This window comes from Streptomyces sp. MK7, from assembly GCF_032658145.1.
Classification (GTDB): domain Bacteria; phylum Actinomycetota; class Actinomycetes; order Streptomycetales; family Streptomycetaceae; genus Streptomyces; species Streptomyces spiralis.
The window spans coordinates 110,321-132,218 of sequence record NZ_JAVACL010000012.1 but is presented as its reverse complement, the minus strand read 5'-3'; the positions used below and the strand labels follow the sequence as shown (position 1 = coordinate 132,218).

Sequence of the window (21,898 nt, the reverse complement as noted above, 5' to 3'; positions counted from 1 at the left end):
AGGAGCGCGCGGACGCGAGTTACGGGGATACTTGCGGAAAGCCCCGGCGTTCACGCCGGGGATGAATGCCTCTCGAGACTGCTCTGACGTGCACGTTGGAGCGGACGTTTTTGCTGCTCGATGTACTGGCGGACGATGGTCAGCGGTGCTCCGCCGCACGATGCGGAGAAGTATGAGGGCGACCACAGGTGCCCGTGCATGATGGCGCGGTCGATCCGGCCGGTGAAACTCCTGCCGTATCCGGCGGGCGGAGATGCCCTTGAGGCTGTTGACCAGCTTGGAGACGGCTGCCTTGGGCGGGTAGTGCACCAAGAGGTGGACGTGATCGCGTTCGCCGTTGAACTCCTTCAGCTCCGCCTCGAAGTCCTCGCAGACACACACACCACACGCTGCCCGCCGCCCGCCGCCCGCCGCCATGCTCGACGGCGACCCGGCCACCGGCTGGACCAACGCCTTCAGCAAGGCGGCCACCGCGCTCCTGCCCGCCGTCTCGGGGGCCCGCCCGAAGGACTGGGTGTCCCTGGACTGGGGCCGGACCCGCACCGTCGACCGCGTGGCCGTCTCCTTCACCGTGGACGCCACGCACAGCCTCCCGGCCGCGGTCGAGGTGGCGGTCTTCCGCGACGGCGCCTGGACACCGGTGCGCGGTGCGCGCACCGCCTGGGCCGACACCTCGGACGCCCCCACCGTGATCACCTTCGACGCGGTGCGCGGCTCCCGGATCCGGCTCACCCTGACCAGCAGCCGCCCCGGTCAGGCCCAAGGAGCTGTCCGCATCAGCAAGCTGGAGGTGTAGCGGTGTCCGGGGCGTCCTCCGTGGCCTCGGGCCGCACGTGGTGGAGCTTGTCGGGGTTGGTGACGATGTAGACCCCGGACACCTGATCGCCCTCCGGCGTGAGGTCCATGACCATCACCGCGAAGGGGGCGTCGCCCTGGAACAGCACCGCCGCGTCGTCGCCGTTGACGCGGCGGTGGCGGATCTCCAGCTCCCGCGGGGCGCGCTGGGCGGCGTAGGAGGTGAGGAGACGGACGGCCTTGTCGCGCCCGTGCACCGGGCGGAGGCCGGCCTGCCGGCGCAGGCCGCCGCCGTCCGTCCACACCGTCACGTCCGGGGCGAGGATCTCCATCAGGGCGGCGATGTCCCCGCCGAGCGCGGCCCGCACGAACCGCTCGGTCGCCTCGCGCCGTACCCGCGGATGCGCCGCGTACCGCGGGCGCCGGGCGTGCACATGGGCGCGCCCCCGGTGCGCGAGCTGGCGTACCGCGGCCGGCGTGCGGCCGATGATCTCGGCGATCTCCCGGTGCGCGTACCCGAACACCTCGCCCAGCACGAACACCGCGCGCTCCAGCGGGGTCAGGGACTCCAGGACCACGAGCATCGCCAGGGACACCGACTCGGCCCGCAGTGCCGGATCGCCGGCGTCCGCGGCCTCGTCCGCGACCAGCGGCTCGGGCAGCCACGGGCCGACGTACGTCTCACGGCGGCGGCTGATCGCGGCACGACGCGCCAGCGCGTGGTTCACCGCGATCCGCACCAGGTACGCGCGCGGGTTGGCGACCCGCTCCAACGGGGCGCCGGCGCCCCGGGCGGTCCACGACAGCCAGGTCTCCTGGAGGACGTCCTCGGTGTCGGCGACGCTGCCGAGCATGGTGTAGACGACGCCGAACAGCAGTTCCCGATGGGCGAGGAAGAGGTCGGTCGCCCGCCGCAGCGGGTCCTCGACGGAGGTGTCCTCGGGGGTGTCCCCGGCGGGTGCGGGGGTGCTTTCGGACATGCGTGGGCCTCCCGGTGGCGTGCTCACCACTGTGAGGAGGGTGAGGGGCCGGGGTGTGACACGGCACGGATGAATGTGATGCAGATCACGCATGGATGGGTGTCCGGGGCGCGGACGACCAGGCCGGCCCCGCCCGGCTCCGCTACCCGTGCCGCACCCCTGCGCACCCTGCTCGGTACCGTCTGCCCACCCCTGTGACCTGCGGCTATTTACGTGCAAGTACCCGAGCGGTACCGTGTGGGTCATGCCAGCGCTCAATGTGGAGTTCAGCGACCGCGAGCTAGAGGACCTGCGGCAGATCGCCAAGGAACGCGGTACGTCGATGAAGGCGCTCGTGCGCGAGGCCGCCGCCGCCGACATAGCCAGGCACCGGGCCCTGCAGGAGGGCGCCGAGGCCTTCCGCCGGTTCTTCGCCGCCCACGCCGACGAGTTCGCCGCCGCCTTCCCCGACGACGAGCCGCCCACCAAGGGAGAGGGACGGGCCGCCTGACCGATGAGCCCCGTCATCCATATCGACGTGCCCTGGCTGCTCCAGCGCCATGAGGAAGTGCTGCCGGACCAGCCCACGGTCAACGACTTCTCGGCCCTGGTGGCCGCCGTGGCCCGCCATCGCGTGGACCCGCCGCGCCTCGGCGTGGACTCCGACCCCGCCTGGCGCGCCGCCGCGCTGCTGCACACCCTCGCCGTGCTCAAGCCCCTGCCCTCCGCCAACGCCCGCTTCGCCTGCGCGACGGCCGTGGCCTACATGTTCGTCAGCGGCGTCGGCATCGACCCGCCCTACGGGGCGCTCGTCGACCTCGCCCGCGACCTGATGAACGGCAAGACCGACGTCTACGGCGCCGCCGACCGGCTGCGCTCCTGGGAGATCTGACGGCGCGTCCGCCTGTGGCGCGGCCCCCCCCCTCGCCGCAGGGTCGCCCCCTGGCCGCCGACCGAGGGCGGGAGAAACGGGGCCGGCGGCCGTCGCACGCAGGAGAGCCGCCGTCCTGCGCGGGGCCCCGGGCGACGGGGCCTGTTCCGAGGGGCCGACTCCAGTGCACCGCCCGGACGGCCGCGCCGGGAGCGTGCGCGGCCCGCCGGTGCGTGCGTGTCCTTCACACGGGTCCGTGTACTTCACACAGGCTCGCGTCCTTCACGCATTCGCGCGTCCTTCACGCGGTGGCTCGTCCTTCACGCGGGGCGCACGAACGGCACCGGCACCACCGGACGTCCCGGGGCCGCCCGCCCGGGCGAGGGTCCACGGGGGTGCCGCGCCGGGTCAGACGGTGTCCTCCACCAGATCGGCGGCGCCGACGGTGGCCGGGCCTGCGTGCCCGGACAGGGCCAGGGTGAGGTCGAACTCCGCGAGCAGGCAGCGGATCACATGCTCCACGCCCGCCTGACCGTCCAGGCCGAGACCGTAGGCGTACGGCCGGCCCAGCAGCACCGCCCGGGCGCCCAGTGCGAGCGCCTTGAAGACGTCGTCGCCGGTGCGCACACCGCTGTCGAACAGCACGGTCAGCCGGTCGCCGACCGCGTCCACCACCCCCGGCAGCGCGTCGGCGGCGGCGACGGAACCGGCCACCTGGCGGCCGCCGTGGTTGGACACCACCACGCCGTCCATCCCGGCCTCGGCCGCGCGGCGGGCGTCGTCCGGATGCAGGACGCCCTTCAGGACGATCGGGCCGTCCCAGTTCTCCCGCAGGAACGCCAGGTCCGGCCAGGTCTTGCCGGGGTCGGCGAACATGCCGACGAAGTGCAGCACCGCCGCGTTCGGGTCCTCGTGCACCGGCTTGGCCAGGCCCGCGAGGAAGGCCGGGTCGGAGAAGTAGTTGGCGGTGCCCACCCCGTGCAGGAAGGGCAGATACGCGTGGTCCAGGTCGCGGGGCCGCCAGGCCAGCAGCGGGGTGTCCAGGGTGACCACCAGGACGCTGAACCCGGACGCCTTCGCCCGGTTCAGGAAACTCCGCGTCACCTCGCGGTCCTTGGCCCAGTACAGCTGGAACCAGCGCTCGGCGTCCCCCATCGCCTCCGCGACCTGCTCCATGGGGGTGCTGGAGGCCGACGACAGGATGAACGGCACACCCTGCGCCGCGGCGGCCCGCGCGGCCGCCGGCTCGGCGTCCGGATGCATGATCGACAGCACCCCGACCGGCGCCAGGGCCAGCGGCGCGGGCAGCGTGCGGCCCAGCACCTCGACCGACAGATCGCGCTCGTGCACGTCCCGCAGCATCCGCGGGACGATCCGGCGCCGGTCCAGGGCCGCCCGGTTGGCGCGGGCCGTACTGCCGTTGCCCGCGCTGCCCGCGACATAGCCCACCGGGCCCGGGCCGAGCCGCTGCTCCGTGAGCTCCTCCAGCCGGGTCAGATCGGTGGGCAGCCGGGGCACCGCGCCCGTCATCCCGTTCAGATAGATCTCGTACTGGAAGTCCGCCCAGTGCTTCGCCATCCGTGCCCTCCCGCGTCTCGCCACCGGTCCGGTCCTGCGCTGTACGCCGACCATACTGGCCGGTAGGCACGGGCCGGCGCGCGGGGAGGCCCGGAGCGGGACACGCTCGAACATGAACACAAGGGGTCGTGGAGCGGTCGGCCCGGAGCGGGAGCGGAATGTTTCAGGACGATTAACCAACGCAGGTAATCCAGCCAACCGGCCGGATTCCGTGATCGACGGGCCCGTGGTTCGGGGGTTGGAACGTTCGAATTCCGTGACTTCACGCCACTGATTCAATACGCAAGGTTACTGAAACGCGTGGGTCCGATTGGGAGTTCGGCGGCGGACTCGGCAGACTCCCGCTCGCCGGTCCGGCTCCCGTCCGAGTCGGACACGGCGTCTCTCATCGAAACCTGCGGAAGGAAGCACACAATGCGGAACACCGCGCGCTGGGCCGCCACCCTCGGCCTGACGGCCACCGCCGTCTGCGGACCCCTCACCGGGGCCGCCCTCGCCACCCCGGCCGGCGCTTCTGCCTCCCTGTACGCCCCGTCGGCCCTGGTGCTCACCGTGGGCCACGGGGACAGCGCCGCCACCGCGACCCCGGAACGCGCGGTCACCCTCACCTGCGCCCCTGCGGCCTCCGGCACGCACCCGGCGGCCGTCGAGGCGTGCGCCGAACTACGCGGCGTGAGCGGCGACTTCGACGCCCTGACGGTGGGCGGTGACGCGCTGTGCACCAAGGAGTACAACCCCGTGGTGATCACCGCCGCCGGCGTCTGGCAGGGCAAGCGTGTCTCCTACGAGCGCACCTTCGCCAACGAGTGCGTGAAGAACGCTTCCGTCACAAGCGTCTTCGCGTTCTGAGAGACCGGGATCGCGCGGTCCCCGCGCAGCACTGAAGGGTCCCGTAGCTGGGGAGTGCGAGCCCCTGGCGCGGGGACCGGCGGCGATCTCGCACCAGGGGCCGGCCGGGCGGAGTGGGGCCGCCCGCCGGCCCCTGGCATCTTCGTGACAACAGGAAATGCGCGTGGGTTCCAGGGGGCGCGACCCTCCTAGGGCAGCCCTGGGTCTGCCCTAGGTTCGCTCGCGGTGGCTGGTGTCGCACCACGGCCAGCGGCGGCTGCGGCGGCAGGTGCACAGGGCGACCCGGAACCGGTCGGAGGAGACCGTGGTGCCGTCCTCCAGTTCCACCTCGACCGGGCCGTCGACGAGGATCGGGCCGCACCGCTGCATCGTCACCCGGCGAGGCGGGCCGGAGCGCCCGTCACCCCGCGGGGCCTCAGAGGGGACGTTCGGCACGGATCACCACCAGCTCTTCCCTCGCGTCGGCCGCGCCCAGCAGTCCCCGCTCCCGCAGCCATCCCTGCCGGGAACGCAGCACCGGGCCGAAGGCGATCCAGCGGCGGCTCACCACGGCGGCCTTCAGGCCGGCCGCGCGCAGCAGGCACAGGCTGCCGCCGGGGCCGCTCAGCGCGGACTGCACGAGCAGCAGCACACCGCCGGGCCGGAGCAGCCCGGGTCCGTCCCGGCAGATCCGGTCCAGCACGAGACGTCCGTCGTCTCCGGCGTCCCAGGAGCGGGACCTGCCGTGCGGTGCGCGCGGGGCGTCGGGGGCCGGCATGTACGGCGGATTGGCCAGGACCACGTCGAAGGACAGCCCGCGCACCGGACCGAAGAGGTTCCCCCTGAGGGCGCGGATGCGAACCCTCGCCCGCCAGGCGTTGAGGCGGGCCGTCCACACCGCTCGCCGGGACACGTCCACCGCCGTCACCTCGGCGCCCCGCCGCGCGGCCGCCAGCGCCAGCGCGCCGCTGCCGGTGCCGACGTCCAGGACCTGGGCGCCCGGCCGGAACGGCTCGCCGGACAGAACCTCGGCCAGCAGCGCGGTGTCGTCCTGCGGGGCGTAGACACCGGGAAGCACCAGTTCACTCACGTCCCGCGAATACCCCGGGGCTCACGAGATATGGGTTGATTCACGATATACGGGCGATGTGTTCCGTCTGTGCGTCGAGCGGGACGCGCAGCGACGACCGGCCCGCCCGCCAGTCGGCGAGCAGCCGGCCGCCGAAGCGGTCCTCCAGGTGTCCCGTCGCATCGATGCCGAAGGTGACGTCCGGTGCCAGCCGCGGTTCCTCCTCGAGCAGCCCGGCGATCACCTCGTGGCGCACGACCTGCTCGTGCACGGCGTCGGCCTCGACGTGCTCGTCGTAGAAGAACTCGGCGGCCGGGCCGGCGCCCGTGCGGCGCATCGCCTCGGCCAGCCGCCGGGAGCCGGGGGAGGAGGTGATCTCGACCGCGGCGAAGTGGCCCACCAGGGCGCCGCGCAGCTCGCGGTGCAGACCGAACAGGGACATCAGGTTCACCGTGGCCAGGGCCTCGGCCGAGGCCGACTCCAGATAGCGGCCGTACGTCGTGTCCAGGCCCAGGTCGGCCATCAGGTCGGCGAACAGCCGGGCGTGCACCCGGTCGGCCCGCCCGCCCCCGTACTCGTCGAACTCCACCGCCGCCATGGCCGCCTTGGCCCGGCCCCACAGCCGGGGCAGCACCCAGGCGTGCGGGTCCGCCTCCTTGAGGTGGTAGAGGGAGCGCTGGGCGGCGTACTCGCGCAGCTGCCACAGCTCGCCCTCGTCCCGCAGGTAGTGCGAGACGCCCGTGCCCCGGACCGGTTCCACGAGCAGTTCGGCGAGCGCGTCGTCGAGGCCGGCGTGCCCACGGGTGTCGGCGTGCAGGGCGGCGAGGAAGCGCTGCTCCATCGCCGCGCGCACCCGCAGCAGATCGGGGTCCCACTCGTGGTCCGGGGCGGTGTCCGCGAAGCCGCGGTAGTGCAGCTCGTAACACAGGTACAGGGCGAGCTGGAGGTCGTCGTCGTACGCCGGCGCGCCGGCGACGTCCTCGGCACGGGGCGGCGGGCCGGCCCCCCGCAGGTATGCCGCCACGGCCGCGGAGACCGGCCCCCGGGCGGCCGGCAGTGCGGGCCCTCGACGATCGTGCTCCATGCGAGGCAGGTACCCGCGGAACGCCCGGCCATCCACCGCGGCGCACCGTGCCGGGCGTGGCGCCTACCGCTCCCGGTCGCCCTCGGCCCGGGACTCCTCCTGGGCGCGCTCGTTCGGAGTGATCGCGTCCGCGGCCTCGCCCAGGTGCCGCCGCTTCCGGGAGTCGTCGACGTCCGTCTCGGCGTCCTCGATCTCGTGCAGGATCTCGCCGGCCGCGCTGTCGGGGCGGTCCTGACGCCGCCCGCCGTGGTGCTCACTCATGGCGCTCTCGTCTCCCTTTCGCCGCCTCGTGCGCACCGGGCCGGTGCGCACGGGCCGGTGGGTACCCGCCGCGGGGTCGTCCACGCCTTAGGGCAGGTCGTCCGTCCGGCGTACATGCCTTGACGGGAATATAACTGTGGAGGCATATTGGAGCTCGTGTCCGACGCCGCTCTCTGGTCCGCGCTCGCCGACCCCCACCGACGTGCCATCGTCACCCTTCTCCTCGAGCGGCCGCGGCCGGTGGGTGAGATCGTTCAGGCCTGTGGCCTGAGCCAGCCGAGCACCTCGAAGCATCTGCGGGTGCTGCGCGACGCCGGTCTGGTGCGGGTGCGGCAGGACGCGCAGCGTCGGGTCTACGCCCTCGACCCGGCCCCGATGGCCGCACTGGACGCCTGGCTCGCCCCGTACCGCAAGCTCTGGAACGAGAGCCTCGACGCGCTGGGACGCCGTCTCGACACGGCACCGGACGCCCCCCGGGAACGACCTCCGCACGCTGAGAAGGACTGATCCCATGACCGCCGACCTCACCGGCAGCTACGTCACGCTCGACGACGGTCGCCCCGCCGTCCGCTTCAGCCGCACCTACGACCATCCCGTGGAGCGCGTCTGGCGCTTCGTGACCGACCCGGACGAACTGTCCGAGTGGTTCCCCTCCCGCGCCGAGATCGACCTGCGTCCCGGTGGCGCCATCACGTTCAGCGGCGACCCGAACATGCCGGAGTCGACCGGCCGCGTGCTCGCCGTCGACCCGCCCCGGCACGTCTCCTTCGACTGGGGCGGCGACGAACTCCGCTTCGACCTGGAGGAGCTCGACGACAAGCGCACCCGTTTCACCCTCACCAACGTGCTGAGCGCCGAGAACACGGCCGCGCGCAACGGCGCCGGCTGGGAGGTCTGCCTGTCCGCCCTGGACGCGAAGGCACGAGGCGAGCGCGTCGAGGGCCCGCACGCCGGGGTCCGCACGGCGTGGCAGGGCTTCTACGAGGGTTACCTCGCGGCCGGGCTCCCTTCCGGGGCTCCGATCCCCGGCGTGGACCGGCCCTCGGCGGACTGACCGGCCCGGACGTCTCACGCCAGCTGCCGCCGCACCAGCTCGTGCAGCCGGCCGCCGGTGTCCGCGAGCAGTTCCGAGGGCGTGCCCTGCTGGACGACCCGGCCGTCCTCCATGACGACGACCCGGTCGGCGTCCAGCACCGTGGACAGGCGGTGCGCGATGACGACGCGCGTGGCGTTGAGCTTGCGGGTGCTCTCGATCACCGTGCGCTGCGTGTCGTTGTCCAGGGCGCTGGTCGCCTCGTCGAAGAAGAGGATCCGGGGACGCCGTACGAGGGCCTGGGCGATCATCAGGCGCTGCCGCTGGCCGCCGGAGACCGCCGAGCCGCCCGAGACGATGGTGTGCAGCCCCATCGGCATCCGCCTGATGTCCTCGGCCAGCCCCGCCATCTCCGCCGCCGCCATCGCCTCCTCCGGCGAGCACGGCTCGGTGCCGCGGATGACGTCCAGGATCGAGCCGGTGAAGGGTTGCGCGTGCTGGAGCACCACCCCGCACTGCCGGCGCACCGCCGACTGGTCGAGCGCCGCCAGGTCCTGGCCGTCGTACAGCACACTGCCCGACAGCGGCCGGTCGAAGCCGATCAGCAGCCGCAGCAGCGTCGACTTGCCGCAGCCGCTGGGCCCGACGATCGCCACGAACTCGCCCGGCCGCACCTGGAACGACACGTCGTCGAGGACCAGCGGCCCGTCGTCGGCGTACCGGAACGACAGCCGCCGCGCCTCGATCGCCCCGGACAGCGGACCCGGCCGGGTGCTCGCCGCGCGCACCTCCGGCGCGGCGTCCAGCACCGGCCGGATCTCCTCGAACAGCGGCAGCGCGGCCACCGCCGAGACGAACGCGCCGGTCAGCTGGGTGACCGAGGTCAGCAGCATCGTCACCGAGGTGTTGAAGGTCAGGAAGGCCGCCGCCGACATCGAGCCCCGTGCCGGACCGGCCAGCAGCATGAACATCAACAGGGTGCACACCGGCAGGTACACAGCGCCCAGCACCGTGGTGAGGTTCTTGATCCGGCCCACCTTCTGCTGCAGTTCCCGGCTGTCCGCGAACCGCTCGGCCCACGCCGCGTACGCGTAGTTCTCGGCCGCCGCCACCCGCAGCTTCGGCAGCCCGCGCAGAGTCTGGAAGGCCTGGTTGTTCAGCTTGTTGGTGAGCACCACCAGTCGCCGCTGCCAACGCACCTGCCACAGCCCGAGCCCCAGGAACACGGCCGCGATCACCACGAGCATGCCGATCGCCGCCAGCGCCATCGACGCGCTGTACCAGAACAGCAGCGCCAGGTTCATCACGCCCACCGTCACCGACTGGGCGACCACCGGACCGACCCCCGCCAGCAGCCTGCGGATGGCGCTGATGCCCATGGCGGCACTCGCCAGCTCACCGGTGGACCGCTCGGTGAAGAACTTCGTCGGCAGGCGCAACAGCCGGTCCCACACGGCCGGCTGGAGAGTCGCCTCGATACGACCCTCCAACCGCAGGATGGTCAGGTTCTCCAGCAGCATGAAGGCCGCCGCCACCAGACCGCTGACCATCACCGCCAGACACACCCGCGCGATCGGCCCCTGCTCGGCCCGCGGCACGAACTCGCCCAGCACCTTGCCGGTCGCGATCGGCACCAGCGCCCCGATCGCGACCGTCACCAGCCCACTGACCAGCAGATTCAGCAGATCCCCGCGCGTGCCGCGCAGACTGAAGCGGAGCAGCCCGACGGGGCCGAGCCGGCCCTCGGGCAGCGGCCGGTAGAACATCACCGCGCGCGGTTCGAACTCCTCCGCGTTCGCCTTCTCGATCGGCGTCTCCCGCCCGGTGGCGGGGTGCACCGCGACATAGCCGCCGCGCCGCCACAGCAGCGCGACCGGCGCGCCCGACAACGCGCGGTGGCCCACCAGCGGGCCGACGTTCTCCCGCCACCAGCTGCCGTGCAGACGTACGGCCCTGGTGCGCACCCCGGAGGCCAGGGCGACCCGCTCCACCGGATCCAGCCGGTCGCCGCCGGTGCCGGACTGCGGCGGAGCGGCGAGCCGGATCCCGGCGGTGCGGGCGACGAGCTCGCAGGCCGCGTACGTGGCATCGGCGTCCGCGGCCGTGGCACGCTTCCCCGAGGACCGGCCGATGGAGGCCAGCAGCGTCCGGTCGGCCTGGGCGCGGACCGCCTCACCGGCCTTGATACCCGCCGCCGTCCGGGTCTCGTGGGTGCGTTCCAGCTCCTCGATCCAGCGATCGAGGGAGGTCAGCAGCCGGTACTGCTGGTCCACCATGGACTGCCACACGGCGGGATCCATCAGCAGGTCGGCCGCCGCCTCGGCGCCGTACAGAGCCCCGTACTGCACGCTGCCCGGCGGCACCTGCATCCAGAACACGTCGTCGTCGGCGGGCGCCGCGGACCGGTCCTCGGCCATCGGGGCCTGGAAGAGGACGGACAGGCTGCGGCCCACGCCGAGCGCGAGCGCGTACTCCAGCGGGCTGGTCGTGGGCGGCACGTACTGGGGGTTGCCGTACTCGTCGTACGACCAGGTCTGGGTGGCGGCCGGCTGGTACAGCTCGCGCAGCCCGATGCGGTGCACCACGCAGTCCCTGAGCGGTCGCGCCACCAGGGTGTGGCGGGGGCCCGCGACCGGGCCGAGCAGCAGCGAGCCCGCCTCCAGCCGGCCGAGATGGTGCCAGTGGCCCTGCTGCGCCGCGTCCACCGCGAACAGGTCCACCGCGCCGGACGCGACCAGCCACAGCACCTGCGGCCCTTCCAGGTCGAGCCGGTTCAGGCCCGTGCAGTCCACCGGCGTGCCCAGGGACGCGAGCGCCCCGAGGACGAGATCGCCTTCGCCGACGGTCGTCATCTCACCGCTCCCTGACCAGTGCCGCGTACGCGCCACCGCGCGCCACCAGCTCCTCGTGCCGTCCGCGTTCGACGACGGTGCCGTGCTGGAGCACCACGATCTCGTCGCTGTCGCGCACGGTGGACAGCCGGTGCGCGATCACCACGCAGGCGCAGCCGCGCCGCCGCAGGTTGTCCATGACGACCTGCTCGGTCTCGGCGTCCAGCGCGCTCGTCACCTCGTCCAGGACGAGAATGCTGGGCCGGCGCACCAGTGCCCGCGCGATCTCCAGGCGCTGTCGCTGCCCCCCGGAGAAGTTCCTGCCGTCCTGCTCGACCCGGCTGTGGATGCCGCCCGGACGGCGCACCACCACGTCGTGGAGGGCGGCGTCGCGCAGCGCCTCCACCACGGCCTCGTCCGGGATCGAGGGGTCCCACAGGGCCACGTTGTCGCGGACGGTGCCCTCGAAGAGGAACACGTCCTGGTCGACGAAGGACACGGAGGCGGCCAGGGCCCCCCTGGGGATGTCCTCCAGCCGCTGCCCGTCGATGCGGATCACGCCCTCCCAGGGCGTGTACAGACCCGAGATCAGCCGCGAGACCGTCGACTTGCCGCTGCCCGAGCCGCCGACCAGCGCCACCTGCTGCCCCGGCCCCACGGCCAGGTCGAAGCCCGTCAGCAGCGGCTTGTCCAGCGGGCTGTAGCCGAAGCTGATGTTCTGCAGCTCCACATGGCCGTGCAGCCGGCGGGTGGAGTCGCCGGCGCCGGGACGGGCGTACAGCGGGTCCGTGCGGAAGTTCTCCACGTCCTTGAGCCGGGCCACGTCGGCCGCGAAGTCCTGGATACGGCCCGCGACACCGTTGAGGCGGGTCAGCGGCGCGGTGAACCGGGTCACCAGCGCCTGGAACGCGACCAGCAGACCGACCGAGATGTGGCCCTCCACCGCCCGCATCCCGCCGATCCACAGGATCAGCGCGCTGTTCAGCGTCGCCAGCGTCGGCGCGACCACACCCAGCCAGGCGCTCGGCACCCCGAGCCGCTGCTGCTCCTCCAGCGTGGCGGCGTGCTGCCCGGCCCAGGTGCGGAAGTAGCCGTCCTCGCCGCCGGTCGCCTTCATCGTCTCGATCAGCTGAAGCCCGGTGTAGGCGGTGTTCGTCAGCCGCGCCGTGTCCGCCCGCAGCTTCGCCGTACGGGTCGCGCGCAGCCGGACGACCACGCGCATCGCCACGATGTTGAGCAGCGCCACACCGATGCCGACGAAGGTCAGCTGCGGGTCGTAGGTGTAGAGGAGCACCGCGTACAGCACCACGACCACCGCGTCCACGCCCGCCGCCGCCAGGTCGCGGGCCAGCGTCTCGGCGACCTGGTCGTTGGACTGGAGCCGCTGCACCAGGTCGGCCGGGCTGCGCTGGGCGAAGAACGTCACCGGCAGCCGCAGCAGATGGCGCAGGAAGCGGGCCCCGGCCAGGGTGGAGGAGATCACCCGGCCGTGCAGCAGGTTTGCCTGCTGAAGCCAGGTCAGCACGACGGTGAGCAGCACGCAAGCGCCCATCGACGCGAACAGCACGCCCAGCAGCGACGTCTGCCCGCCGATGAGGTAGGTGTCGATGTAGGTGCGGCTGAGCGCGGGCACCGCCGCGCCGACCACGACCAGCAGCAGGCTCGCCAGCATCGCCGCCGGCAGGGCGCCCGCGGTGCCGCGCAGCCGGGCCGGCATGGCGCCCAGGATCCCGGGCCTGCGCCCGCCCCGGGTGAAGCCCTCGCCCGGCTCCAGTACCAGCACCACACCGGTGAAGCTGGTGTCGAAGTCCTCCATGGGGACGAAACGCCGGCCCTTGGCGGGGTCGTTGACGAACACCCCGCGCCGGCCCAGGCGGCGGCCCATGCCGTCGTAGACGACGTAGTGGTTGAACTCCCAGAACAGGATGGCCGGCGCCTTCACCTCGGCGAGGGCGGCGGTGTCCATCTGCATGCCCTTGGCCGTCAGGCCGTAACTCCGTGCCGCCTTCAGCAGATTGCTGGCGCGCGAGCCGTCGCGGGAGACACCGCAGGCGATGCGCAGCTCTTCCAGCGGGACATGGCGGCCGTAGTGGCCGAGCACCATGGCGAGCGAGGCGGCGCCGCACTCCACGGCCTCCATCTGGAGCACGGTGGGTGTACGGACGGTCCGGCCCCGTCCCTTGGGGACCGGGCGCCTGGGCGGGGCGGCGCGGCGGCGGCCCCGGGTCTCGGGAGCGGTGGTGGTCACGGCAGCAGCCAATCGACGGGACGCTGGTCGGCCAGCCGGATCGAGGCCGTGGCCAGGGTCATGGAGTCCGGCCGGAACGGCGGGCCGTCCGCGGACGACCACCGGTAGCCGCTCTTCGTCCTGGACGACACATCGAGCCGTACGAGCACGGCGACCGGGCGTCCCTTCCGGCTGAACTGCTCGCCCAGCTGGCTGTCCCCGAGGTACGCGGCGATCTGCTGGGCCGACTGCGCCGAGCGGTCCACCGACTTCACATGGCCGCGCAGCACGCCGTAGCGCTGGGCCGGCACGGAGGAGACGGTCAGGTCGACGGCGGCGCGGGCGGGGATGGCGGCGGCGTTCTGGGCGGGGACGTAGACGGTGGCGTACAGCGGGTCGGAGGCGTGGGCAACCTTCTCGACGGCGGCGACGTTCGCACCGGTGGAGACGATCTGCCCGATGGTGGCGGCGAGCGCGGTGATCCGGCCCGCGGCGACCGAGCGGACGACCGACTCGCCCTGAGCCGTCCGCACCTTCAGCACGGGCGCGTTCGCGGGCAGCCGCTGGCCCTGCTCGGCGAGGACCGCGGTGACCTGTCCGGCGACCGGGCTCTGCAGGATGTAACTGCCCTGACCGTGGGTGAGGACGGCCGGCGCGGAGACCGTGGAGGCCACCGACCCGGTCACGGCCCACACACAGGCGGCGGCCATCGCCACGAGCGTGACGGACAGCACGAGCCAGCCCTGCGGACGGGCGAGCCGGACCGGAAGGTCGAGCTCTTCGGGTGACTGGAGCTTGGCGAGGGCCTGTTGGCGGAACTGCACGGAACCTCGCTCACTTGTGATGACTTGCGGACAGCTCGGCGAGCGAGCCGAAGGGGCGCGCCGGTATCGAGAGAGCATGGGGGTCCCCCCGCGCGAGCGCATTCGAGCGTGGGGGAGCGCGGAGGCACGGAGCGCTGAGCACGATCGGGCTCTCGACACCGCCACGCGGCGGTAGCCGCATATCCGGCGCTGCGGCGCCCCGGAGGCGAACCGAGCCATAAGAAATGGGGCACGCCCGAGAGCCCCGGAACCAGGAATCGGCTCCGGGACTCAGGTGACGCGGTGCGATCAGAGACCGGCGACCAGGTTGGTGACCGGGGCGGTGCTCAGGCCGGTCACACCCTCGACGGTGCCGACGCCCGTGTCGACCAGACCGGACACCGGGGCAACGCCGTCCACCAGGCCGGTGGCGGTGCCGAGAGCGTTCGCCGACAGACCGCCGGAGACGTTGTCGAGCTCGGCGTCGGAGATCTCGACGGTCTCAACCTGGGGGGTGGAGTTCATGATGGAACTTCCCTTCCTATGGGGATTCACAAGGGGGAAGCGGCCCCTTCTGGACAGATGGACGGCCGCGACCACGGGTGCCGGACACCGGACTCAGGTGCGACCGGCGGGCCCCGCGGTGCGATGGATCAAAGCACGCCGCCACCCGTGGATTCCACTCAACCAGGCCTCTCACCTGGGAACTTGTCGCTTCGTCCGTCCCATCCGTGCATGTGCGGGCACGACTTGTCGGCCACTTCTTCACATGCCCCACGGCATCGGCGCGTTCAGGCCCTTGCCCCGGTGGTGACGAATCCGGCACTCCGCGCCAATGCCGCCTCCGGGGGTGTGCGGTTGTGCAGATCCGCCGCGCGCGGTGACTTCGTTGGGCATTCGCTGTGCAGATTCGCTGAAGCCGTGATTCCGCTCGTGATCGACGGCGGTTCGTCGACGGAACGTCGTCGATCGATCGCTTCGCGTAGTCCGTCCGCCGTGAGTGTCAGTTGCCCGCGCCCGAGGGGCGAGTCGCCGATTCCGTGCGCCTCGGGGCCAGTTGGGAAGCGCAGCACGGGGCCGGCCGGGAAACGGAATTGAACGCCCCGCCCGAGCCGTGCGTACCAACAGCCATCCAGGCGCCCCCCAACCCACTGCCGGACGGCGGTCCCGGCCCCGTCCCCAGGAGGTCGAGAAGTTTGAGTCACAAGCGAATTCCGAAGCGCAAGGCCGCGATAGCGGCGGGCGGCGTGGTGGCGCTCGGCGCGGCGGCGATGCTGCTCCCCGACGCCAACGCCTCCCAGGACGGCGCGGCGGACGACGCCACCCCCAGAACCCTCAAGGCGACGGACGCCTCGGACCTCGCCACCCGACTGGCCGCGTCGCTCGGCGACGCCCTCGCCGGCGCCTACTACGACAGTGCCAGGCAGCAACTGGTCGTGAACGTGGTGAGCGGCGACGACAACGTCGTCGTCCGGGCAAAGAAGGCGGGCGCGGCCGTGCGCCGGGTCGACAACAGCACCGCCGAGCTGAAGTCGGCCGCGCGGACCCTGAAGGCCAGGGCCACCATCCCCGGCACCTCGTGGGCCGTCGACCCGCGGACGAACAAGGTCCAGGTCACCGCCGACAGCACGGTCACCGGCGCCCGGTGGGACAGACTCCAGTCCACCGTCCGGAGCCTCGGCTCCGGCATGGCGACCCTGAAGAGGTCCGCCGGCACCTTCAAGACCTTCGCCTCCGGCGGCGACGCCATCTTCGCCCAGGCGCAGGGCGGCACCGTCCGCTGCTCCCTCGGCTTCAACGTCACCTCCTCCGACGGCAGTCCGGCCTTCCTGACCGCGGGGCACTGCGGCGTCGCGGCCAAGCAGTGGGCCGACTCCCAGAACGGCCGGCCGATCGCCACGGTGGACCAGGCCACCTTCCCCGGCAACGACTTCTCCCTGGTCAAGTACGACGACCCCAACACCCGGGCGCCGAGCGAGGTCAACGTCGGCAACGGGCAGACCGTCCAGATCACCCAGGCCGCCGACGCCACCGTCGGCGAGACCGTCTTCCGCATGGGCAGCACCACCGGCCTGCACAACGGGACCGTCACCGGCCTCGACGCCACCGTCAACTTCCAGAGCGAGACCGACCCGAACGGCGTCGACACGGTGGGCGGCCTCATCCAGACGAACGTCTGCGCCGAACCCGGCGACAGCGGCGGCTCGCTGTTCACCCAGGACGGCGGCGCGGTCGGCCTCACCTCGGGCGGCAGCGGAGACTGCACCCAGGGCGGCGAGACCTTCTTCCAGCCGGTCACCGCGGCGCTTCAGGCGACCGGCGCGACCCTCGGCGCCGGCAGCGGCAGTGGCAACGGCGCGGGCGACGGTGCCGGGCAGCAGGGTGCCGGGAACCAGGGAACCGGCGGCGCGCAGGGCAGCGGTGACCAGCAGGCCGGTGGAGACCAGCAGTCCGGCGCCGGCTCGGAGACCGCGCCCGGCGACCCGTCGGGCACCGGGGACGGCTCCGGCGCTGCGGACAACTCCGGCGCTGCGGACAACTCCGGCGCGGCAGACGGCTCCGGGACGGCCCAGAGCCACTGACCGGTACACCCGGCGGTTCCCACCGGTCAGTGGATCGGTCCGGCTCTCCGGCGGGACGGCCGGACCGATCCGTACTTCCCCGGCCCCTCCACCGCCGTCCCGTCCGCCCCCTCGGCGTCAGCGGTTCCCGCGCGCCCGCAGCAGCAGCACCGCCACGTCGTCGATCCGCTCCCGTACCACCGCCGACTGCTCCACCAGGACATGGGCCAGCTGGCTCAGCGGCACGTCCCCGGCCGCGCCGAGCCGCTGTCCCAGCTCGGCGAGGGCGTCCTCGATGTCCGCCCCGGGGGTCTCGACGAGCCCGTCGGTGTAGAGGACGAGCACCGAGCCGGGGGCGAGGTCGACGCGTGTCGTCGGATACGTGGCGGCCGGGTCGATGCCCAGCAGCGGGCCGCCCGCCAGGTCGAGCACGCGCACCCGTCCGTCCGGCCGTCTCAGCAGCGGCGGCGGGTGCCCGGCCCGGGACATCACCGCGGAGCCGGCGGCCGCGTCGAGCCGCAGGTACAGACAGCTCGCGAACAGTTCGACTCCCAGGTCCATCAGCAGCCCGTTGGTGCTCCGCATGACGTCCTGCGGCTCCTGCCCGACCGTCGTGTAGGCGCGTACGGCCGTACGCAGCTGTCCCATCAGGCCGGCGGCGGTCACGTTGTGCCCCTGCACGTCCCCGATCACGGCGGCGGCCGTCGGCCGGGCGGGCACCAGGTCGTAGAAGTCGCCGCCGATCTCCATGCCCTGGGTGGCCGGCAGATAGCGGGCCGCCGCGTCGAAACCGGGCAGCCGCGGCAGCGAGTGCGGCAGCAGCGCCTGCTGCAGACCGTGGGCCAGCCGGTGCTTGGCGTCGTAGAGCCGGGCCCGCTCCAGCGCCTGCGCGATCAGCCCGCCCAGGCTCGTCAGCACGGCCCGCTCCTCCGCGGGGAAGGGATGCGGGTCGGCGTAGGCCAGCACACAGGTGCCCACCGGGCGCCCGGACGCGATGAGCGGCAGGTACGCCCAGGCGGCGAAGCCGTCCCGGATCGCCTGCCGGACCGGATACAGCCGCTCCAGCTGCTCGCGGGAGTCGAAGAACGCGGGCGCCCCGGTCGTCAGCACGTGTGTGCTCGGCGCCGGCGCGGACAGCGGAGTCCCGTGGAACTGCTCGACGGCCCGCGCGTCCCGGTAGCCGCGCTGCCCCAGCACCTGCAGCCGCCCCGACTGGGAACCGAGGATCATCAGGCCCTGGCTGCCGACCGCCGGGACGATCTCGTCCGCGACCAGCTGCACCACGTCCTGCACGCCCACGGCCTCGGTCAGCGCCCCGGCCAGGCTCAGGACCTGCGAGATGGTCACCAGACTGGGCGGCGGAGAGGACTCGCCGGGCGGGGGCGTCGCGCGGCCGAGCTCCGCCACCGCCCGGGCGTGGCTGATCCGGACGCTCAGCCCGGTGGTGTCGGGGTACATCCGGAACGACAGCCAGTCCCCGGGCGGGCGCAGCGCCACGAAGGACGTGACGTGCTGACTGAGCAGCGCGCCCCGGTAGCGGTCCTCGTACATCGGGTCGTTCAGCCAGGGCACCGACGCCCACAGCCGGGTGCCGAGCAGCTCGCTGACGGGCAGGCCGAGCAGCTCCGCCGCGGCGGCGTTGGCGTAGGACACCCGGCCGTGCAGATCGAGCGAGGCGAGTCCGTACGGCAGGCGGTGCACCATACGGGCCGCCTCGATGGAGCCCAGCCCCCCGGCCGTGCCGCCCGCCGGCGGGACGGCGAGGAGATCCGGCTCCGGAGGCAGCCTGCGGCGCTCGGTCGCCGCCCGCTCCAGACGCCTCGCCAGCCGGGCGCAGGCTCCGGTCAGATGCTCCCGCTCCCAGTCGCCCAGCACCGGAGGGTGCTCGGCGGGCCAGGTCACGAAGACGGCGCCGTACACGGCGGAGGGCGTCGCCAGGGGCAGCGCGGCCAGCGCGAACGGATAGGGCAGGACCACGGCGATCCGCGGGAAGCAGCGGGCCATCTCCTCCTCCCCGCCGACCCAGACCAGCCCCCGCTCGCGCACCGCCTGGGCGACCGGCACCGGCGCGCTCAGCCCCACCCGCTCCCAGGGCGCGGCGAACGCGCGGGGCATGCCCGCCATCACGGCCATCTCCAGCACCGGCCGGTCGGGCGCGAGCAGATAGACCGCACCGGAGTGCGCGTGGACCTCGTCCATCATGGCCGCCAGCGCCAGGGACAGCAGCGGTCGCCCGACCGCTCCGGTGCCGGTCGGCGGCGCCAGTCCGGACGGTCGGCCCTCGGACACGCCGACCACCTCCTCGTACACGCACGGCCGCGCGACGGGTCCCCCGGATCAAGGCTCCCTCCTGAACGCCCGGCGCGCACGGCGAGCGGTGCTCTCAGGGACTTCACGGAACCGTCACAGGGGCTGCGCGAAGAGCCGATACGCGCTGTAATGGCCAACGTGGTCAGTGAGGGCGCTACGACACGCAGAACAAGGTCTCTGCGGGCCGAACTTGCCCTCAGGACGGTCGCCGCCACCACCGTGCCGGGCGACCGGCCGCGCCGTGTCCTGGAACAGGCCCTCGTCTTCACCTCGGCCGCCTTCGCCGGCGTCTACACCCGCGCCGAGACCGGTGACGTGCTGTGCCTGTCGGAGTCCGTCGGCGTTCCGAGGACCCTGTACGGGCTGCGGGACGCCTACCCCCTGGCCGGGCGGTCCCCGATGGCAGAGGCCCGCCGTGCCGGGCGGGCCCTGTGGCTCGGGCCGGAGGAGGTCGCCGACTGCTCCGACGCGCGGCGGATGCCCGAGTGCGACGTCTTCATGGCCGCGGTGCCGCTGCCCGGGAACGGGCGCGGCTGTCTGCTCCTGGTCACCGAGAGCCCCGGCGGTTTCGACAGCGAGGACCGGGAGTGCCTGGAGCTGGTCGCCGAGGCCGTCGCATGTCCCGTGCCCGACGAGGCCGGGCAGGGCGAGGAACTGCCGCCCCACGCGTTCAGTCTCGCCATGGACACCGGCCGGGTCGAGGTCGGCGACGACCTCCTGGCCCTGTTCGGCATCGGCCGCGCCGACTTCGACGGCAGGGTCGAGACCCTGCTCGCGCTGACCGTGCCGGAGGACCTGCCCGCGCTGATGTCCGTGGTGGAGGCCGACCACATGACCATCGGCGAGCGCGAGCTGGAGTTCCGCGTCCTCCAGCCCGACGCGCAGCCCAGGTGGCTGCGGCTGCGCGGCCGGCTGCTGGCCGGCGGCGAGGGCCGCCCGGCCCGCCTGGTCGGCACCGTCGCCGACGCCTCCACCCTGCGCGCCGGCGTCACCGATGTGGCCCGTGTCCAGCGCCTGGCCGCCGCCCTGGCGACCGCGGGCACCGTCCGGGACGTCAGCCAGGCCGTGGTCACCGCCCTGCGCAAGCCGCTGCGCGCGGACCGGATCGCACTCGCCGAACTGGAGAACGACCGGCTCGTCGTCACCGTCCTCGACCCGCCCGAACCGGAGGCCTGGCCCGAGCTGTGGCGCCTGGAGTGGCGCACCGAGTGGCCGGACGCACCGGTACGGGCCATGCCCACCCTGGCCGCCGCCCTCAGCGAGGGCCGGGCGCACATCTGGCCGGCCGGAACCGCGCTGGAGCCCGCCCTCGCCGACGTCGGCCCCGGCGGCCTCGCGGTGCTGCCGCTGCCCGCCGCCGGCCGGATGGCCGGCGCCTGCCTGATCGGCTGGGACGACCCGCACGAATTCGGCACCGATGAACGCGCCCTGCTCACCGCCTCGGCCGGCCTCGCCGGCCAGGCCCTGATGCGCGCCCACGCCTTCGACGCCGAGCACGAGCTCGTCGGCATGCTCCAGCGGACCCTGCTGCCCCGCCGGCTGCCGAAACTGCCCGGCGCGGAGGCGGTGGCCCGCTATCTGCCCGCGACGGCCGGCCTGGAGGTCGGCGGCGACTGGTACGACGTGATCCCGCTGCCCGACAACCACGTCGCCCTCGTCATCGGCGACGTCCAGGGCCACAGCGCGGGCGCGGCCACCCTGATGGGGCAGATGCGCACCGCGCTGCGCGCCTACGCCGCCGAGGGCCACCCCCCGGACGTCGTCGTCTCCCACGCCAACCGGCTCCTGCTGGACATGGAGACCGACCTGTTCGCCACCTGCGCCTACGTCGACGTGGACATGGAGGCCGGCACGGCCTGGAGCGTACGCGCCGGGCATCTGCCTCCCGTGCTGCGGCACCCGGACGGCAGCGTGGAGATCGCGGAGGCGGAGGGCGGGCCGCCGCTCGGAGTGCTCACCCAGGCCGACTTCCCGATGAACCCGCTGCGGCTCCAGCCCGGCACGGTGCTCGCCCTGACCACGGACGGCCTCGTGGAGTCACCGACCTCCGACATCGACCAGGGCATGGCCCGCTTCGCCGGGCGCCTGGCCGCCGCCGACCCCGGCCACCTCGGACTGGTCGCCGACGCCCTGCTCACCGACGCCGGCCGCAACGACGACATCGCGCTGCTGCTGATGCGCTACGAGGGCCTGGCCGTGCGCCCGCTCCGGGAGACCTGGACGGTGTGGCGGGTGCCCGAGGCGGTCAGCCACGCGCGCCGCTTCACCCGGCGCACCCTGCGCGCCTGGGAGGTGACCGCCGACGCCGACGTCGCCCTCCTCGTCGTCTCCGAACTGGTCACCAACGCCCTCGTGCACACCGACGGCCAGGTACGCCTGGACCTCGCCCTCGTCAACGACCGGCTGCGCATCTCGGTCGCCGACACCTCGCCGCGTACGCCCGTCAAGCCGACCCGCATCGGCTGGGAGGCCACCGGCGGCCGGGGCATCCTCCTGGTCGAGGCCGTGTCGGCCGCCTGGGGCACCCTGCCGGTCAGCGGCGGCAAGCAGGTGTGGAGCGAGCTGGTCCTGGGGGAGTGACCGGTAGTCGAGACCGGGACCCGCTCGGTGCCGGCGACGCGGGGGTACCCGCGACCGGAACGCGTGTGCTGCCGGGAACGGCGGGCGGGCCGCACGGACCCGCCACAC

The 21,898-nt window shown here is 73.3% G+C and carries 18 protein-coding genes and 2 pseudogenes; 8 read left to right on the top strand and 12 right to left on the bottom strand.

What is annotated here, in order from left to right:
* Positions 1 to 50 precede the first annotated feature (50 nt).
* A pseudogene (gene tnpA, locus R2S09_RS16440) lies at positions 51 to 375 on the bottom strand (IS200/IS605 family transposase); the annotation flags it as partial.
* Positions 376 to 406: 31 nt separating this feature from the next.
* On the opposite strand from tnpA, the pseudogene R2S09_RS16435 reads away from it, so the two are divergent.
* Positions 407 to 796: pseudogene (locus tag R2S09_RS16435) on the top strand (discoidin domain-containing protein); the annotation flags it as partial.
* Here R2S09_RS16435 and sigJ read toward each other — a convergent pair.
* Positions 777 to 1,775, bottom strand: a complete 999-nt coding sequence (gene sigJ, locus R2S09_RS16430; protein ID WP_316741735.1) for an RNA polymerase sigma factor SigJ — start codon at positions 1,773 to 1,775, stop codon at positions 777 to 779. The pseudogene R2S09_RS16435 and the gene sigJ overlap by 20 nt on opposite strands.
* Before the next feature lie 244 nt (positions 1,776 to 2,019).
* On the opposite strand from sigJ, the gene R2S09_RS16425 reads away from it, so the two are divergent.
* Both R2S09_RS16425 and R2S09_RS16420 read left to right on the top strand, forming a co-directional pair.
* Positions 2,020 to 2,265, top strand: coding sequence for a hypothetical protein (locus R2S09_RS16425; RefSeq protein ID WP_030172510.1), 246 nt, complete (start codon positions 2,020 to 2,022; stop codon positions 2,263 to 2,265).
* Between the two features lie 3 nt (positions 2,266 to 2,268).
* The gene (locus R2S09_RS16420) at positions 2,269 to 2,646 is read left to right on the top strand and encodes a hypothetical protein (protein WP_030172513.1); all 378 of its coding nucleotides are present in this window, start codon (positions 2,269 to 2,271) and stop codon (positions 2,644 to 2,646) included.
* A 387-nt stretch (positions 2,647 to 3,033) separates the two neighbouring features.
* On the opposite strand, the gene R2S09_RS16415 is transcribed toward R2S09_RS16420, so the two are convergent.
* Complete coding sequence (locus R2S09_RS16415) at positions 3,034 to 4,203, bottom strand: lactate 2-monooxygenase (RefSeq protein ID WP_316741733.1); 1,170 nt, start codon at positions 4,201 to 4,203, stop codon at positions 3,034 to 3,036.
* A gap of 414 nt (positions 4,204 to 4,617) precedes the next feature.
* On the opposite strand from R2S09_RS16415, the gene R2S09_RS16410 reads away from it, so the two are divergent.
* Entirely contained in the window at positions 4,618 to 5,052 is a 435-nt protein-coding gene (locus tag R2S09_RS16410) for a protease inhibitor (RefSeq protein ID WP_306191103.1), read from the top strand.
* Positions 5,053 to 5,262: 210 nt separating this feature from the next.
* Here R2S09_RS16410 and R2S09_RS16405 read toward each other — a convergent pair whose 3' ends face one another.
* The 4 genes from R2S09_RS16405 to R2S09_RS16390 form a co-directional block, all read right to left on the bottom strand.
* The gene (locus tag R2S09_RS16405) at positions 5,263 to 5,487 is read right to left on the bottom strand and encodes a CDGSH iron-sulfur domain-containing protein (RefSeq protein WP_372337788.1); all 225 of its coding nucleotides are present in this window, start codon (positions 5,485 to 5,487) and stop codon (positions 5,263 to 5,265) included.
* Positions 5,468 to 6,121: a HemK2/MTQ2 family protein methyltransferase gene (locus R2S09_RS16400; RefSeq protein ID WP_316741732.1), complete on the bottom strand. Its 654-nt coding sequence runs from the start codon at positions 6,119 to 6,121 to the stop codon at positions 5,468 to 5,470. The genes R2S09_RS16405 and R2S09_RS16400 overlap by 20 nt, the downstream gene beginning before the upstream one ends.
* A 40-nt stretch (positions 6,122 to 6,161) precedes the next feature.
* The gene (locus tag R2S09_RS16395; RefSeq protein WP_316741731.1) at positions 6,162 to 7,184 is read right to left on the bottom strand and encodes an iron-containing redox enzyme family protein; all 1,023 of its coding nucleotides are present in this window, start codon (positions 7,182 to 7,184) and stop codon (positions 6,162 to 6,164) included.
* A gap of 63 nt (positions 7,185 to 7,247) precedes the next feature.
* Positions 7,248 to 7,445: a hypothetical protein gene (locus R2S09_RS16390; RefSeq protein ID WP_316741730.1), complete on the bottom strand. Its 198-nt coding sequence runs from the start codon at positions 7,443 to 7,445 to the stop codon at positions 7,248 to 7,250.
* A gap of 156 nt (positions 7,446 to 7,601) precedes the next feature.
* Between R2S09_RS16390 and R2S09_RS16385 the strand changes: the two genes are divergently transcribed.
* Complete coding sequence (locus R2S09_RS16385) at positions 7,602 to 7,952, top strand: metalloregulator ArsR/SmtB family transcription factor (protein ID WP_316741728.1); 351 nt, start codon at positions 7,602 to 7,604, stop codon at positions 7,950 to 7,952.
* Positions 7,953 to 7,956: 4 nt separating this feature from the next.
* On the top strand, positions 7,957 to 8,499 hold the full coding sequence (locus R2S09_RS16380; protein ID WP_316741727.1) for an SRPBCC family protein: 543 nt from the start codon (positions 7,957 to 7,959) through the stop codon (positions 8,497 to 8,499).
* A gap of 14 nt (positions 8,500 to 8,513) precedes the next feature.
* Here R2S09_RS16380 and R2S09_RS16375 read toward each other — a convergent pair whose 3' ends face one another.
* From R2S09_RS16375 to R2S09_RS16360, 4 genes are all read right to left on the bottom strand, one after another.
* Positions 8,514 to 11,330 (bottom strand): NHLP bacteriocin export ABC transporter permease/ATPase subunit, encoded by a 2,817-nt coding sequence (locus R2S09_RS16375; RefSeq protein WP_316741725.1) that lies wholly within the window; start codon positions 11,328 to 11,330, stop codon positions 8,514 to 8,516.
* A gap of 1 nt (position 11,331) precedes the next feature.
* A complete protein-coding gene (locus R2S09_RS16370; RefSeq protein ID WP_399143975.1) occupies positions 11,332 to 13,449 on the bottom strand; it encodes an NHLP family bacteriocin export ABC transporter peptidase/permease/ATPase subunit in 2,118 nt (705 codons plus the stop codon).
* A 104-nt stretch (positions 13,450 to 13,553) separates the two neighbouring features.
* Positions 13,554 to 14,360, bottom strand: a complete 807-nt coding sequence (locus tag R2S09_RS16365; RefSeq protein ID WP_316741723.1) for an HlyD family efflux transporter periplasmic adaptor subunit — start codon at positions 14,358 to 14,360, stop codon at positions 13,554 to 13,556.
* 288 nt (positions 14,361 to 14,648) lie between these two features.
* A complete protein-coding gene (locus tag R2S09_RS16360; RefSeq protein WP_316741722.1) occupies positions 14,649 to 14,864 on the bottom strand; it encodes a type A2 lantipeptide in 216 nt (71 codons plus the stop codon).
* A gap of 671 nt (positions 14,865 to 15,535) precedes the next feature.
* On the opposite strand from R2S09_RS16360, the gene R2S09_RS16355 reads away from it, so the two are divergent.
* On the top strand, positions 15,536 to 16,921 hold the full coding sequence (locus R2S09_RS16355) for a S1 family peptidase (RefSeq protein WP_316741720.1): 1,386 nt from the start codon (positions 15,536 to 15,538) through the stop codon (positions 16,919 to 16,921).
* A 117-nt stretch (positions 16,922 to 17,038) separates the two neighbouring features.
* Here R2S09_RS16355 and R2S09_RS16350 read toward each other — a convergent pair whose 3' ends face one another.
* Positions 17,039 to 19,198, bottom strand: coding sequence for a SpoIIE family protein phosphatase (locus R2S09_RS16350; RefSeq protein WP_316741719.1), 2,160 nt, complete (start codon positions 19,196 to 19,198; stop codon positions 17,039 to 17,041).
* Between the two features lie 141 nt (positions 19,199 to 19,339).
* Between R2S09_RS16350 and R2S09_RS16345 the strand changes: the two genes are divergently transcribed.
* Positions 19,340 to 21,790, top strand: coding sequence for a SpoIIE family protein phosphatase (locus tag R2S09_RS16345; RefSeq protein WP_316741717.1), 2,451 nt, complete (start codon positions 19,340 to 19,342; stop codon positions 21,788 to 21,790).
* Positions 21,791 to 21,898: the final 108 nt, after the last annotated feature.

Coding starts and splice junctions, on each gene's coding strand:
- sigJ (WP_316741735.1), bottom strand. CDS start 1,775: ATGTCCGAAAGCACCCCCGCACCCGCCGGGGACACCCCCGAGGACACC.
- R2S09_RS16425 (WP_030172510.1), top strand. CDS start 2,020: ATGCCAGCGCTCAATGTGGAGTTCAGCGACCGCGAGCTAGAGGACCTG.
- R2S09_RS16420 (WP_030172513.1), top strand. CDS start 2,269: ATGAGCCCCGTCATCCATATCGACGTGCCCTGGCTGCTCCAGCGCCAT.
- R2S09_RS16415 (WP_316741733.1), bottom strand. CDS start 4,203: ATGGCGAAGCACTGGGCGGACTTCCAGTACGAGATCTATCTGAACGGG.
- R2S09_RS16410 (WP_306191103.1), top strand. CDS start 4,618: ATGCGGAACACCGCGCGCTGGGCCGCCACCCTCGGCCTGACGGCCACC.
- R2S09_RS16395 (WP_316741731.1), bottom strand. CDS start 7,184: ATGGAGCACGATCGTCGAGGGCCCGCACTGCCGGCCGCCCGGGGGCCG.
- R2S09_RS16390 (WP_316741730.1), bottom strand. CDS start 7,445: ATGAGTGAGCACCACGGCGGGCGGCGTCAGGACCGCCCCGACAGCGCG.
- R2S09_RS16380 (WP_316741727.1), top strand. CDS start 7,957: ATGACCGCCGACCTCACCGGCAGCTACGTCACGCTCGACGACGGTCGC.
- R2S09_RS16375 (WP_316741725.1), bottom strand. CDS start 11,330: ATGACGACCGTCGGCGAAGGCGATCTCGTCCTCGGGGCGCTCGCGTCC.
- R2S09_RS16370 (WP_399143975.1), bottom strand. CDS start 13,449: ATGGAGGCCGTGGAGTGCGGCGCCGCCTCGCTCGCCATGGTGCTCGGC.
- R2S09_RS16360 (WP_316741722.1), bottom strand. CDS start 14,864: ATGAACTCCACCCCCCAGGTTGAGACCGTCGAGATCTCCGACGCCGAG.
- R2S09_RS16345 (WP_316741717.1), top strand. CDS start 19,340: ATGGCCAACGTGGTCAGTGAGGGCGCTACGACACGCAGAACAAGGTCT.